This window comes from Alteromonas sp. PRIM-21 (assembly GCF_027563165.1).
GTDB classification, from domain to species: Bacteria; Pseudomonadota; Gammaproteobacteria; order Enterobacterales; family Alteromonadaceae; genus Alteromonas; species Alteromonas macleodii_A.
On the sequence record NZ_JADOEK010000001.1, the window covers coordinates 699,158 to 713,720 of the forward strand.

10 protein-coding genes are annotated in these 14,563 nt (G+C 46.0%); 5 read left to right on the forward strand and 5 right to left on the reverse strand.

Annotation, left to right across the window (positions count from 1 at the left end; all coding sequences use genetic code 11):
• The first annotated feature begins 5 nt into the window (after window positions 1–5).
• From pheT to IW644_RS03055, 4 genes are all read left to right on the forward strand, one after another.
• Complete coding sequence (gene pheT / locus IW644_RS03040; protein ID WP_269916349.1) at window positions 6–2,393, forward strand: phenylalanine--tRNA ligase subunit beta; 2,388 nt, start codon at window positions 6–8, stop codon at window positions 2,391–2,393.
• Window positions 2,394–2,396: 3 nt separating this feature from the next.
• Window positions 2,397–2,696: an integration host factor subunit alpha gene (gene ihfA / locus IW644_RS03045; RefSeq protein ID WP_012518129.1), complete on the forward strand. Its 300-nt coding sequence runs from the start codon at window positions 2,397–2,399 to the stop codon at window positions 2,694–2,696.
• A gap of 114 nt (window positions 2,697–2,810) precedes the next feature.
• Complete coding sequence (locus tag IW644_RS03050; protein ID WP_269916350.1) at window positions 2,811–3,356, forward strand: hypothetical protein; 546 nt, start codon at window positions 2,811–2,813, stop codon at window positions 3,354–3,356.
• A gap of 485 nt (window positions 3,357–3,841) precedes the next feature.
• Entirely contained in the window at window positions 3,842–4,435 is a 594-nt protein-coding gene (locus IW644_RS03055; protein ID WP_269916351.1) for a hypothetical protein, read from the forward strand.
• Between the two features lie 60 nt (window positions 4,436–4,495).
• Here the strand turns inward: IW644_RS03055 and ybaK are convergent, their stop codons facing one another.
• Together ybaK and IW644_RS03065 are read right to left on the reverse strand one after the other, a co-directional pair.
• A complete protein-coding gene (gene ybaK / locus IW644_RS03060; protein ID WP_269916352.1) occupies window positions 4,496–4,966 on the reverse strand; it encodes a Cys-tRNA(Pro) deacylase in 471 nt (156 codons plus the stop codon).
• Complete coding sequence (locus tag IW644_RS03065; RefSeq protein ID WP_269916353.1) at window positions 4,963–7,365, reverse strand: penicillin acylase family protein; 2,403 nt, start codon at window positions 7,363–7,365, stop codon at window positions 4,963–4,965. Before IW644_RS03065 ends, ybaK begins: the two co-directional genes overlap by 4 nt.
• Window positions 7,366–7,463: 98 nt before the next feature.
• On the opposite strand from IW644_RS03065, the gene nagZ reads away from it, so the two are divergent.
• Entirely contained in the window at window positions 7,464–8,474 is a 1,011-nt protein-coding gene (gene nagZ, locus IW644_RS03070; protein ID WP_333473838.1) for a beta-N-acetylhexosaminidase, read from the forward strand.
• Between the two features lie 118 nt (window positions 8,475–8,592).
• Here the strand turns inward: nagZ and IW644_RS03075 are convergent, their stop codons facing one another.
• The 3 genes from IW644_RS03075 to mfd all read right to left on the reverse strand — a co-directional run bounded on the left by IW644_RS03075 (window position 8,593) and on the right by mfd (window position 14,522).
• Window positions 8,593–9,108 carry a cob(I)yrinic acid a,c-diamide adenosyltransferase gene (locus IW644_RS03075; protein ID WP_269916355.1) on the reverse strand — a complete coding sequence of 172 codons (516 nt, stop codon included), beginning with the start codon at window positions 9,106–9,108 and terminating at the stop codon, window positions 8,593–8,595.
• A gap of 175 nt (window positions 9,109–9,283) precedes the next feature.
• The gene (locus IW644_RS03080; RefSeq protein WP_269916356.1) at window positions 9,284–11,023 is read right to left on the reverse strand and encodes a CsiV family protein; all 1,740 of its coding nucleotides are present in this window, start codon (window positions 11,021–11,023) and stop codon (window positions 9,284–9,286) included.
• A 1-nt stretch (window position 11,024) separates the two neighbouring features.
• A complete protein-coding gene (gene mfd / locus IW644_RS03085; protein ID WP_269916357.1) occupies window positions 11,025–14,522 on the reverse strand; it encodes a transcription-repair coupling factor in 3,498 nt (1,165 codons plus the stop codon).
• Window positions 14,523–14,563: the final 41 nt, after the last annotated feature.

Here is a 14,563-nt window from a genome sequence, read left to right on the forward strand (position 1 = left end):
TACACATGAAATTCAGTGAAAAATGGTTAAGAGAGTGGGTTAACCCGTCGCTGTCGGCACATGAGCTGTCTGAACAGTTGAGCATGGCTGGCCTAGAAGTAGACGGCGTTGAGCCAGTAGCAGGCGATTTTAAAGGCGTGCTAGTAGGTGAAGTGGTTGAGTGCGGACAGCACCCTAACGCCGATAAACTGCGCGTAACTAAAATAAACGTAGGTGGCGATGAGCTACTAGATATCGTTTGTGGTGCGCCTAACTGTCGTCAAGGCATTAAAGTAGCGGTAGCGGTTGTTGGCGCTGTATTGCCAGGCGATTTTAAAATTAAGAAAGCGAAGCTTCGCGGCGAGCCGTCATTCGGCATGCTATGTAGCTTCTCTGAGCTAGGTATTAGCGACGACCACGACGGTATTATCGAGCTTCCAGCCGATGCACCTATTGGCGAAGACATTCGCGATTACCTTGGTCTTGATGACAACGCCATTGAAGTAGATCTTACACCAAACCGTGCAGATTGTTTGGGTATTCGCGGTATTGCCCGTGAAGTTGGCGTGCTTAATAACCTTGACGTGTGCGAGCCTGAAGTAGCTGCGGTAGACGCAACTATTGAAGATAAATTGTCAATTACGTTAAGCGCGGATGACGCATGCCCACGTTATTTAGGCCGTGTTGTTAAAGGCGTAAACGTAAAAGCAGCATCGCCATTGTGGTTGGTTGAAAAGCTTCGTCGTTGCGGTATTCGCAGCATCGACCCCATTGTAGATGTGACTAACTTTGTATTGCTAGAGCTTGGCCAGCCAATGCACGCGTTTAATCTTGCCAGCGTTGAAGGCAACATTAACGTACGTATGGCGAACGAAGGCGAAGCCCTTACGCTACTTGACGAAACCGAAGCTAAGCTGCAAAGCAATACTTTGGTTATTGCTGACGACAACAAAGCGTTAGCAATGGCGGGTATCTTCGGCGGCCTACACTCTGGTGTAACTACTGAAACCCAAGACATTTTGCTTGAAAGTGCGTTCTTTAGCCGTGATGCCATTATGGGCCGTGCTCGTCAGTACGGTTTGCATACCGATGCGTCGCACCGCTATGAGCGTGGTGTAGACCCGCTACTTCAGCGTAAAGCCATGGAACGCGCTACTGCACTAGTTCTTGAAATTTGTGGTGGTGAAGCTGGCCCTGTTGTTGAAGCTGTGGCTGAAGACAAGCTACCTAAGCAAGCAACGGTTACGCTACGTCGCGAACGTTTATCTCGCGTACTAGGTATTAGCATTGACGATGCGAAAGTAAAGGAAATGCTTAACCGCCTTGGTTTAGGCGTTACGCAAACTGAGGCAGGCTGGGAAGCGGTTGCGCCAAGCTATCGTTTCGATATTTCAATTGAAGAAGATTTGATTGAAGAAATTGCGCGCGTATACGGCTACAACAACATTCCAAACGTGGCGCCAAAAGCAACGTTGGCAATGTTGCCTTCGCAAGAAGCTAAGCTTCCGCTAAACACAATGAAGTCGTTGCTACTTAGCCGCGGCTACAATGAAGCGATTACTTACTCGTTTGTAGATCCTAAAATTCAAAACGCATTATTCCCAGACGTGAAAGGCATGGTGTTACCACACCCAATCTCTTCTGATATGTCGGTAATGCGCGTTAGTTTATGGCCGGGTTTGCTAGGTGCTACTGCTTATAATCAGAAGCGTCAGCAACAACGTGTTCGCATGTTTGAAACCGGATTACGCTTTATTCCTCAACAAGATGCGCCTAATGGTGTATTGCAACAACAAGTAATTGGTGGTGTAGTAGCAGGGCGTCGTAATGAAGAACATTGGGACTTGGGCGACAGCCCGGTTGATTTCTTCGATGCGAAAGCAGACGTTGAGGCGTTGTTGGCACTTACGGGTAAAACCGGTGAGTTCCAGTTCGTTACAGGGCAGCATAGTGCGTTACACCCTGGTATGACGGCAAAAATTTTGCTTAATGATGAAGAAGTTGGCTATATTGGTGCTATACACCCGCAGTTTACTAAATTGCTTGGTGTTAACGGCCGCGTATTTGTGTTCGAACTAGTGGTAGATGCCATTACCGATCGTAAATTACCGTCAGCCGTACCAGTATCGCGCTTCCCATCGAATCGCCGTGATATTGCTATTACGGTTAAAGATGAAGTGCGTGTAGGGAATGTTCTTTCTTACATAGAAAATATTGGCGTAAATCAACTAGTTGCTCTAAACTTGTTCGATGAGTACAAAGGCAAGGGAATTGAGCCTGGCTATAAGAGCCTTGCTTTGTCACTTCATTTACAAGATCCGGATAAAACCTTGGAAGAAGCTGAAATTCAGCAAGCTGTAGATACTGTGGTTAAAGGTCTGGAATCTGAGTTTGGGGCCGCGTTAAGAGAGTAAACTATGGCATTGACCAAAGCCGAGATGGCTGAACACCTATTCGAGAAACTAGGCATTAACAAGCGTGATGCGAAGGATCTGGTAGAGCTTTTTTTCGAAGAGATTAAAGGCGCTCTGGAATCTGGTGAGCAAGTAAAACTGTCGGGTTTTGGTAACTTTGACTTGCGTGATAAAAACGAACGTCCTGGCCGTAATCCTAAAACCGGTGAAGACATTCCAATTAAAGCGCGCCGCGTGGTTACATTTCGCCCGGGTCAAAAACTGAAAAGCCGAGTTGAAAACTCAGAGCCTGTCGACCAATAATCTTTAGGTCGTTACAATACTGAAAAAGAGCGGGGTCTCTCGCTCTTTTTGTATTGCCTCTTTTTTTACAGTGCACTCGCACTGATTTCTATATGCATTTCTTTGGAGGAAAGTGTGAAAAGAGCACTTGTCGTTCTTGCTATCATTATTGCCGCTACTTTTTCATGGTTTGCTTACTTGTCGCTAGATGCAGACAAACGAGACCAAAACGCAGCACAAGTTCCGCTTATTACCGTGATGGAAATTCTTCACGCCAGCGATTTGCAGCAAGGTGTAAAGCAAGCTGTAAAAGATGGGAATATTGAAGCTATAGATTCGTGGATGGCAGAAGCCCGTGAAGTGGGGCAGGCTGCTAATTTAGCGTCAGAAGATATGGATTACCTTAATTCAGAGACCGCAAAAGACTTTGTGGTATTCAATGCTAAGCGTCAGCTATATAACGAAGCCTTTGAAGCACGCTATTACGCATTAGAAGATGTAGAAGCGCTTAAAGAACAGTATCCTGAAGCTAAAGATCTATTCCCTCGCACTGATGCACTAATTAAAAAGCGCGATGACATTATTCAGCAAATTGCCGTAGCTATTTCGGGTAACGAACAGCCTGATGAAGCAGCGCTTGAAGAAGCGCGCAAGCAGTGGTTAGCGCAGGCGGCCAATTAGGCAATGTCTGAGGCTATGCCTTAGACTATTGCTCGCACAGCACTTACACACTCACCCAAAACCCATACCACAGCCCAGCTTCATACCCCTTCCTACTTTTCATACTATAAACTGATTGCAAGCTTAATTTGAAAATGTACGCAATTTGGCGTACATTTTACGTGCATGCGGAGTACTGGGTGGGTTACAAGGAAATAAAGCGGCAGGTCATTGACTGTCTAAATAAAGGATACGTTTCCCATGAGCAGAGAAACGATATTGATGTTAAAAACCTATTGGCAATTGGGCAAGTGTCGCTTGAGGAAGTTGCCGAAATTATAGGTCGAAGTCGTGGAAGCGATTATTCTTCCAGCCCTCATCATTTTGATAGCAGCATTACAGTACACGTAATTAAGAAAAGACTAGCCGGTCATAATTGGTATGTTAAATGGTATTTCGTAGAGCCGAATAGCGTTTTTATTAGCGTCCATCATTGAGGAAAAGATATGAAAATTTTCAAAGTAGGCGAGTCGCAGACAGCGGCATGCAGCAATTGCCAATCATTTGAAAATGCGACATTTCAACTTAGAGATGTTCCTTTCAGTGATGGTACGGGGGTAGTTAAAAAAGTTTTGGTGGGGGTATGTGATAAGTGTGAAAACGTGACTGTATTACCTCATCAATCAACACCTGCGGTTAAACGTCAATATGAAGCAAAGCGAAAGCCAGTGGAAGGGCGTTTACCTGCGCATTTAATCGATATTTTAAATTTAGCGACAATGGAAATTGGTGCAACTACAGACTTTGTTCCAAGCATGATGAAGTACTACATTCACTCATTGTCTGAAGATGAAAAATCAGCAAAAAAGATAGCGAGTTACCTTCAAAGTGACTTGGCAAAAGGTAGATCAGAAAAGCGCCTATCTCTAAAAGGGCGTAAGATTTTCGAAGATATAGAGCACCTTAAGTCACTATCGCACATAGAAAATACTACTGATTTACTTAAAGGTATTATCCTAAAGATAAACGACGATGTGCTAATTAAAAAAAGGCTTAAACCAATCGAAAACCTTAAGAATATAATGGCGGCAGTCGCATAACCAAAAGCTGCATTGTGAGTTTTTGCTAACGTAGCAAACGTTATATCGGATTGTGATAATTTAACTTACTGAAATATCTGCAAACTTAGCATTAGTGAGCGTAGCTAGATCAGAAGGGGCGAGCGCCACTTCTAACCCTCGCTTTCCTGCGCTTACGTGCATAGTCGCAAGGCTTTCTGCGCTTTTGTGAATTACGCTGGCTAACCGCTTTTTCTGGCCCAACGGGCTTACCCCACCTAATACGTATCCTGTGGCTACCATTACTGCGTTTGCTTGGGCCATTTCTACTTTTTTCACACCTAATGCTTTCGCCATTTTCTTTTCGCTTAGCTTGGTGTTTACGGGCACTACAGCAACAGCTAATTTGTTAGTATCAGTACTAACCACTAAGGTTTTAAATACGGTATCGGCGTTAAGGTTTAGCTTTTCAACCGCTTCTAGCCCATAGGATGCCGCATTTGCATCGTGGTCATACTTTAGTACCTTATGGGCTATACGCTTTTTGGTAAGTAGTGTGATTGCAGGTGTCATTCAACCTCTTTTTTATAGAATGTTCGACTGTGGATAGATTCGCCGGGTAGCAGGGGCGTGGCCGCGTGGGTGGCATAATCGTTAAAACCTGCTGTAAAAAAATCTGACAGCGGGTGTCCGCTCTGCCCACCAGGTAAGGTGAGAATGGCATCTTCTAAATGACCAGGGCTCACAAAGAATCGTTCCGATGCACCAAAGCTAGGCGCTTGAACTGCAGGCATAAAGGTATCGCCGAAGCCTTGCACTTGCTGCATATTTAACATGCTTCCAACTAAGGGAATTTGACTAGCGAAAGGGTGCTCTACTGATAAAGCATTGACCTTACCCCAGGCTAAGGTTTCCATGTCAGCTTCTACCGGAGAATACTTATCTAGTAACTTGTGTTTAGCGCGTCTGTAAGCGTCTACCAATAACTCGTCGAAACTTTCAGTGTCGGCAGGCAACCACGAGTCTGGCTGGCTATGAATAAGCTGCCAGGTGGCAGGCTCTATACCTCTAAGCAAAGTACGGCTGTTTACGCCTTGTTGGTCTAAGTGTGAAAGCATGCCACCAAAAAGTGTTTGTATTACCTCGCGCCTAAAGTGCTTAACTAGGGTGTAGCCAACCGAGTCTTCACACGCACATTCCTTCCACGCGTTTAAATAAGCAAGGTCTGGTTTGAACTCAATATCTTGCATATTCAACAAGCCGTATAACAGGTGTTGCCACGGAATAAGAAAGCGAGCGTGATTATCTAACTGAATAGCATAAAAGTCGGTTTCACTGAAGGTGTCTTTTTCAAAAAGTCTGTCTCTTATTTGTTGCCCGCGGGCCCCTAGGGCATAGCCACCGTCGCCCCATATTTTAAAGTCGTCAGCTGAAATTACTCTGGCATTGGCTGTCCATACTCTTCCCATTTCAGGGTTCAACAACATAGGCAGTTTTGCAGCACGCTCAGGTACTGTCGCGTCTTGCTGTTTTATAGCGGTGAACGACGCCGTTTGCCTATCCATAACCGCGCCGCCAGGAAGCCACACGGCGTTGCCGGTTTCATCTACAATAACTAAGTTCTGTGTTGGAATGGCGATGCGTTTGCCTATATTAATAGCTTTTTGAACGTCCTTCGCGGCGCCGAAATTTATGATACCCAAATTAGCAGCAAATGGATGGTGTGCGACCCAGTTCAGCGCGTAACGTTTGCCGTTAAGTTCTTTTACAGGGCCGTATTCGCTTACTTCAAATGTGAATTCATGCTCACCGTCGGGGAGGGGAATACGCTCTGTTACCATGTTAGTGGGCGTTGTATTATCTAGCGCTATCCAATCAACGTTGTCTAAGTTTGCGTTAGTAAAGCCCCACGCGATGTGACCGTTGGTGCCCACCACTATTCCAGGAATGCCTGGTAAAGAAACGCCAGTTACCTGAACCTTGCTACCCGACTCTTGGTAGTTAAGCTGGGCGCGATACCAGATGATCGGAACTCGTAATCCTAAGTGCATGTCGTTCGCTAAAAGGCCTGCACCTGTTGCTGTGTGACTTCCGGTAACCGCCCAGTTGTTGCTGCCAATATCAGGTAACTCTGTGCCGTTGTATTGGGCACGAGCAATAGCAGTGTTGATGTTTTTACTATTGCTTGTAGTTTTTGCGGTGCTCTTTTTGACGCTGAGCTCCGCGCTTTGCTCGCTTTCATTGTTCTGCTGATTGGTAAGGGTACGAAGGGAAGCAGGGTAGTCTGGTATTTCAGCCTCAAGTAACGGAATTTCGCTGGCGTCTAAGGCTGCTTGATAATTACTTGGCTGGGTAATAAAGCTATATATATCATTTCCGAAAGTTGAAAGCAGTGCCTCTCTTGCTAAATCTAGTTCTACCTGGGTGCCTTGTAAGTCTAAATACATACTGTAAATAACGAGAATGCTGTCGGTGGGCTGCCATTGTTTTATATCAACGCCTGCTGCGAGGTACTCAAAGGGCGGCAAGGTGTATTCATCTAATGCGTCATTTACACCGTGAGCGTAGCGTACTAACAACTCTTGCTGTGTTGAAGGCAGGCTTTTGAAAACGGCTTTTGCGCGTTTTTCAAATTGGTGAAAGCGGGCTTTTTTATCAATGTCTAGAGCTACATCGCCCACCCATTGCGACAAACTCCCAGATGCAGCGCGACGTTGTAAGTCCATTTGAAAAAAGCGGTCTTGTGCGTGAGCAAAGCCTAACGCATAGGCAGCATCGAAAATATCGCCGGCATTAATGACAGCGTGACCTAAATCGTCGCGGCTTAACTCGGTGGGGGCGTTTACGTGATAGGTGGCGCTATTGCCATCAAGCGCGGGCAAGCTTAGCCGAAGCGATATATATATCCCCAAAGCCGCTATTAGAAGCAGTGTTAAAACACTTAAAACCAACCACTTGAACCAATTTATCACGTGTAAAATTCCTTGTTTTTCTCTATCCTAACCACAGAACTATCAAAATTGAAGTGATGTTTTATGACACATACAAAGGCGGTGCTGTGGGACCATTAATGTTGGATTGTCAGGCTGAAGAACTTGCGCCTGAAGAAAAGGAAAAGTTAGCTCACCCAGTGGTAGGGGGCGTAATTTTATTTAGCCGTAATTATCATGATAAGCGCCAGCTTTCTGCGCTTGTTCAAGATATAAGACGGTATGCGAAACGCCCCGTACTGATAGCGGTCGATCACGAAGGGGGCCGCGTTCAGCGCTTCCGTGAAGGTTTCACCGCAATACCTGCTATGGGCAATATTCTAAAGCAGTCAGAACATCAGGATGAAAGTGCAGCGTATGCTAAGGCGTGTGGGCTAGTGTTGGCACATGAGCTTAAAACCCTAGATATCGATTTTAGTTTTGCGCCTGTGCTTGATATTAACGGTGTATCTAAGGTTATTGGCGATAGAGCATTTGCTGATAATGCAAAAGAGGTGATACGCCTTGCTACCCACCTTATACAAGGGTTAAAAACCGTCAATATGCCAGCTATTGGAAAGCATTTTCCTGGGCATGGCAGTGTCGCCCCCGACTCACATATTGCATTACCAGTAGATGAGCGTGATTTCGATGCTATACGAAGTACTGATATGGTGGTGTTTGAACGCTTAGTTGAGCGCGCTATGCTTGATGGCGTTATGCCTGCCCATGTTATTTATAACCAGGTGTGCGATAAGCCAGCAGGGTTTTCTCCGAAATGGCTACAAGATGTGCTTAAGCGTGACTTGGGCTTTGGTGGCGCTGTATTTTCTGACGATTTATCTATGCATGGCGCGAGCGTTGCCGGAAGCTATGTGGAGCGCGCTGAAGCGGCGCTAGATGCTGGCTGCGACATGGTCCTTGCTTGCAATAATCCAAAAGGGGCAGAGAGTATTCTGGATGGATTTGAAGCACGCTTTTCTAACTTAATTGAGGGCGATTCACAGAAGCAAGAGCGGGTTATGGCGCTATACGGGCGGGTCATGCCTGCAGGGCTTAATGATAAGTACGATAGTGCCGTTGAGTTGGTAAAGCAATTAAGTGAACGGTAGGTTTTTAACTCTACCGTTTATGCTTAATTATTTTATTTGCTTAGATTTTGCCGGTTTGGGCGCTGGCTACGTAACTGAATCTATAGTTAGTTTCGCCGCCGGCTAATTGATAGCGGCCTTATACCGCGGTTTCCTTTATACCTGCTTCTACATTCATGAAGCGCGCAAAGGTAAAAAGGAAGTCGCTTAAGCGGTTTAAATACGCATGTACTACTTCGGGTACGTCGTAATGTTTAGAAAGGCTGATAACTGCCCGTTCAGCACGGCGGCATACAGCACGACATACATGGGCCTGCGCAGCAGCCTTACAGCCGCCGGGCAGTACGAATGACGTATTGGGCGGCATTTTACCTGTGATTGTATCTATCAGGCTTTCTAAGCTTTCAACGTCGGCTTGCTTTAATGTAGAGCTTGCAGAGATGGCAAAGCCGGCTTGGAACAGGTTGCGCTGAATATCGTGCAGCATGGGCTGATGTGCTTCAGCAACATGAGCGGCTAGCAAACCAATATGGCTATTAAGTTCGTCCATGTCGCCGTAGCTTTGAACTACCAAATCGTCTTTATCAACACGTACGGCTTTGTCGGCATAAATTTGCGTACTGCCTTTATCGCCAGTGCGAGTGTAAATTTTCATAAAAACCTTATTTTCTTAACTCATTTCTTGTGCTGCTTTTACGCGCGAAGCTATTAAATGCTGCAAACTAGCAACTAGCAACTAGCAACTAGCAACTAGCAACTAGCAACTAGCAACTAGCAAATAGCGACTAGCAAAGCTAGACGCGCCAATGCTGTAGCTGGCGCGAAAAAAGCTACTCGCTAATGTTAGGGCGGTTGTAACGACGCACCTGAACCACAAACCCAAAAAGCGGGTGGTCGAAATAGTGCAGCTGAGTACTGATCACCCGTCGTTGTTCGGCTAAAGGAACTGACACCAATTTGTATTCGGTTGGTGTTGCTTGGTCAGCTGATGCGGCGTTACTTTCTTCACTACTAAAGTAACTTAACGGCACTGGCTGGCGGTAGAACATCTCACCATCTACGTGAAGATACGGCACGCGGTTGATGTATTTAAGGAATACTTTTATTGTGCCGTCAATTTCCCAAATAGGTGTTCTAAGTGATGGGTCTAGTGCGTTGTCGTCACCTTGCTCCACAATTATGGCGGTATCTAGCGCTTTAAACGCTTCATACTTTATCGCTTGTGGGTTCGATAACCGGCGGTCGATATCAGCAAAAATATCTGAAGTGGTGGCTATTTCTGTTACGCTTTTAGTGGTTGCACTGCTTTCGTTCAACGAAAACTCGTTGGCGGCTGCGCTGTCTGTAAGAGGGGATGCAGCCTGACTGGTGCCAAACGAGTTTGCATTACTCTCGTCACTATTTAAATTTGCGGTTGCGTCATAGCCAAATTCTGTCTCAGTGTTGGCAGACTCAACAAGTGCTGTGTGGCTTTCTTGCTCTAGCATGTCGCCATTTAAATCGAACTGCTGCGCATAGTTTTGACCCCCGTAGAGTCGAACATCAAAAGCATTGTTTTTGCCGAACATAACGGGTTGCCGCCAGGTAGCATGAAATAAGCGTTCTAACTGTCGGTTCGAGCGAATTTGGCGCGAGATAGATGATAGCGCTTGTTGCTCACTGGTAAGCAGGTGAGCTTTTGAGGCAAGTGGCCAGTCGTGCCCTTCAACCACTATGGGTAGGCTTGCAGGGGCGGGCATTCTGTTGTCTGGCTTGTTGACCTTCCAAACAATAGCCGGCTTCAGTGCAGACTGAATTACCCCTGTTTTATCTGAAATAGCGCTTGTCATTGCCTCGTTGTTAACGTCGCTCTCTGTCGAGGCTACAACGTTTAGTACAGTGGTAATTTCTGCGCTAAGCCAAGGCTTTGCTTCTTCGCAATATTTAAACTTGGGAACAGTAACGGGCGTAGTTTGTTTTACCCCAAAAAACGATGTCCAGTAGCTAGCGATAGTTGTTGCATCTGGTGCGTTACCTGCAACTTCTTCATTTACATAGCCAAGGTTTTCGGTATAACCCGCCGATGAATAAGCCAGGTTACCTTGGTTTGAAGTATACGCGTCGTTTGCTTGGGTATTGGCATTTGCAGCATGGCCAGTGGTGTTGTTATAGGCACTGCCAGCATCGTTAGTGTTCGAGCTTGATAGCACATCAGTGTACGAATTTGCGCTTTGCTCGCTTTCTTGCGTTGATAGCGACAAAAAGTCCACATCTTTTGACGGAATATCAAATAAGGTTTCGTTTGGCCATTTTGTTGTAGAGGCTTCACCGCAAACGGCTAAGCCCTGTTTTAAATAGCTGATATCGGGTGCAATTACATCGCTGATGATGTCTGCCTGAGCGCGAGGGGAGTTTAAGTTGTCGGCTAGCGAAAACTGCTCTTCTAACTCAGTCAGTGCCACGTTACGCTTAAACGCAATCACTTCCACATCGAACCACCAGTTATCGTTGGCATAAGCTGTGGTTGAAATTGTTGTTAAAAATACGGCGCTTATTGATGCGACTAACGGGCACCAGCGAGATAACTTCATGTTATCGCGACTCCTTTGCAAAATCGGCAATAATATCGCTAATAAACGCGATGCGTTCTTTAGCTGTTTCGGTCTTTTTCACCAAACGCAGTTTTTGGCTACCTTCAAATTTGAAAGTATTAGGTTTGGTTTGCACCAAGCTGATAATAAAGCCTGGGTCGACCTTAGTGTTTTCTTTAAACTCTATGGTACCGCCTTGCGCCGACAAGTCTACTTTTAGAATGCCTAACTCTTGGGCTTTTAGTTTAATTTCAGCTACTTCTATCAAATTTTTAGCAGGCTCTGGTAAAAGACCGAAACGGTCAATGCACTCTACCTGGAACTCATCAATATCGTCTTGGTTAGTACAGCTTGCCAAACGTTTGTATAGCGATAGGCGGGTGTTAACGTCGGCAATATAATCTTCAGGTAATAGAGCCGGAATACGCAGTTCTACCTCAGTGTGCCCTGATGTTGCATCGTCTAGTGATGGCTCACGACCATCTTTAAGCGCGTTAACCGCTTTATCGAGCATATCCATATAAAGGCTAAATCCAATGCTGGCGATTTGCCCTGATTGGTCGTCACCTAAAAGCTCACCAGCACCACGAATTTCCAAGTCGTGGGTAGCAAGGGCGAAACCTGCACCTAAATCTTCAAGTTGAGATATGGCTTCTAAGCGCTTCACTGCATCTTTGGTCATACGCTTTGGATGCGGTGTTAATAGGTAAGCGTAGGCTTGGTGGTGTGAACGGCCCACGCGGCCGCGAAGCTGGTGAAGCTGGGCTAAGCCTAAATGATCAGCTCTATCCATAATAATGGTGTTCGCGCTTGGTACGTCGATACCGGTTTCAATGATAGTGGTACATACAAGTACGTTGTAGCGCTGGTGGTAGAAGTCGCTCATTACGCCTTCTAGTTCGCGCTCGCGCATTTGACCGTGCCCCATTGCAATACGTGCTTCGGGAACAATTTCGGCAATCTCTTCCACCGTTCGCGCGATGCTTTCCACTTCATTGTGAAGGAAGTAAACCTGACCACCACGTAATATTTCACGCATAATAGCTTCGCGAATAACGGCTTTATTACGCTGCTGCACAAAGGTTTTAATTGATAAGCGACGGGCAGGTGCTGTGGCAATAATCGATAAGTCGCGCATGCCAGATAGCGCCATGTTAAGCGTACGTGGAATAGGCGTAGCGGTAAGGGTTAAAATATCAACATCGGCTCGTAAAGACTTCAGCTTCTCTTTTTGACGCACGCCAAAGCGGTGTTCTTCGTCGATGATCACAAGGCCTAAGTCTTTGTACTTAATATCGCTAGATAGCAACTTATGTGTTCCTACCACGATATCGACCTTACCTTCACCAATACGCTCCACCACAGACTTTTGCGCTTTACCGCTTACAAATCGGCTCATTACTTCAATTTCAAACGGCCAAGCAGCGAAGCGGTCTTTAAAGTTCTCAAAGTGCTGCTGCGCAAGCAGGGTAGTAGGCACTAATATGGCTACCTGTTTACCTGCATTTGCTGCAAGGAATGCCGCGCGCATGGCAACTTCAGTTTTACCGAAGCCTACGTCGCCACATACCAATCGGTCCATGGCAGATGGGCTTCCCATATCATGCATAACGGCAGCGATGGCTTGCGCTTGGTCTGGCGTTTCTTCAAAGGGGAAGCTGTCTGAGAATGCTTGGTAGTCGTCCCAGTTTATATTGTAAGAGAAGCCTGGTTTAGCAGCGCGGCGGGCGTATACATCTAACAGTTCTGCGGCAACGTCACGAACTTTTTCAGCGGCTTTTTGCTTGGCTTTTGTCCAGGCGTCAGAACCTAGTGCACTTACTGGTGCGCTGTCTGCGTCTCCACCTGTGTAGCGAGAAATTAGGTGAAGTGATGCGACAGGCACATAAAGTTTAGATTGCTTAGCGTACTCAATACACAAGTATTCGGTGGCAACGCCGCCCGCATCTAGCGTTTGTAAGCCTAAGTAACGGCCCACGCCGTGATCTAAATGCACTACAGGTTGGCCAATAGAAAGCTCGGCTAGGTTGCGAATAATAGCACTTTCATCGGTGGCGGTGCGCTTATCACGTAAACGGCGCTGGCTTACTTTCTGGCCTAATAATTCCGTTTCCGTAATAAATAACAGTTCACCTTCCTGGGTTTGCCATCGAAAACTGTTATCAACCATACCCACCGTGATACCAATAGTATCGTGACTTGCGATAAAGTCGCTGAAGCTATCAACAATTTTTGGTTTTATGCCTGCTTTGGCAAGCACAGTAATCAACCCCTCGCGGCGACCTTGGGTTTCAGCACAAAACAGTACTTTAGCCCCGTTGTCAGTGGCTTGATTTACGGTTTTAATAAGTCGTTCAGCAGGTGCTTTTTTCTGCGAGTTAATCGCAATGTCATCAAGTTTTTCGCACTGAAGGTTGGTAGAACCATGTTTTTCTTCAAGTACCTTGCTGGAAAGCGACGCACGAGGCCACTGTTTAATAGCACCGAACAGCTCGTTAATGGGTAAAAACAGTTCATCTGGCGCAAGTAACGGGCGAGCTAAGTTATAGCGATACTGCTCGTAACGTTCTTGCACGTCGGCCCAAAAGAACTCGCTGGCGTCTTGCACGTCGCCGTGAAGTAACAGCAGGCTTTTTGGGTGAAGGTAGTCGAACAGAGTCGCGGTTTGTTTGAAAAATAAGGGCAAGTAATATTCCACACCACTTGGCATGGTGCCTTTACTTACTTGAGAAAAGACGCTTTCAGAGGCGTTGTTGGCGTCGAATTTTTCTAAAAATTGCTGGCGAAAAAGGGTTATCGCTTCTTTATCTGTTGGGAATTCACGAGCGGGCAGCAGGCGAATTTTATTTACCGCTTCGCCAGAGCGCTGGGTTTCTGTATCGAAATAGCGAATAGAGTCGATTTCATCGTCGAATAAGTCTATTCGAAACGGCTGGTCGCTACCCATTGGGTATAGGTCGATAATGCTGCCGCGTACCGAGAATTCGCTATGGCTCATCACTTGGCTTACGTGAAGATAGCCAGCTTGCTCTAGGTTGCGCCTGAATTGGTCTCTGTCTAATGTATCGCCTTTATTTAGCATTAGTAGGTACTTTGCTAAATAGTCGGTAGGCGCAAGGCGCTGCATTAGCGTGTTAACAGGAACAATAAAAACGCCTTCGACTTGTTGGGTAAAGCGAAACAGAGTTTCTAATCTTTGCGAAACAATATCTTGGTGAGGCGAAAAGGAATCGTATGGCAGCGTTTCCCAATCTGGAAATAGGGTAATGGGCGTATTTTTTTGATTATCGCTTAAGAAAAATGCTATTTCTTTTTCAAGCTTCATTGCCGATGGCGTATCGGCGGTGATTAATACAATAGGGCCTTTGTATTGGTTTAGCGTTTGGCTAATACATAGCGCGGCGCTGCTACCTTGAAGCTGGCCCCAGTGTTTGTGATCTTGTGATGAGGCTTCTTTTTTAGGCGCAGGTAATGGAAGCGATAATAAAGTGGCTGTCATGACGTCCTGTTTTTTAAGTGCAAGATAAGTTTTAGGGCTTA

Coding starts and splice junctions, on each gene's coding strand:
- pheT (WP_269916349.1), top strand. CDS start 6: ATGAAATTCAGTGAAAAATGGTTAAGAGAGTGGGTTAACCCGTCGCTG.
- ihfA (WP_012518129.1), top strand. CDS start 2,397: ATGGCATTGACCAAAGCCGAGATGGCTGAACACCTATTCGAGAAACTA.
- IW644_RS03055 (WP_269916351.1), top strand. CDS start 3,842: ATGAAAATTTTCAAAGTAGGCGAGTCGCAGACAGCGGCATGCAGCAAT.
- ybaK (WP_269916352.1), bottom strand. CDS start 4,966: ATGACACCTGCAATCACACTACTTACCAAAAAGCGTATAGCCCATAAG.
- nagZ (WP_333473838.1), top strand. CDS start 7,464: ATGTTGGATTGTCAGGCTGAAGAACTTGCGCCTGAAGAAAAGGAAAAG.
- IW644_RS03075 (WP_269916355.1), bottom strand. CDS start 9,108: ATGAAAATTTACACTCGCACTGGCGATAAAGGCAGTACGCAAATTTAT.
- IW644_RS03080 (WP_269916356.1), bottom strand. CDS start 11,023: ATGAAGTTATCTCGCTGGTGCCCGTTAGTCGCATCAATAAGCGCCGTA.
- mfd (WP_269916357.1), bottom strand. CDS start 14,522: ATGACAGCCACTTTATTATCGCTTCCATTACCTGCGCCTAAAAAAGAA.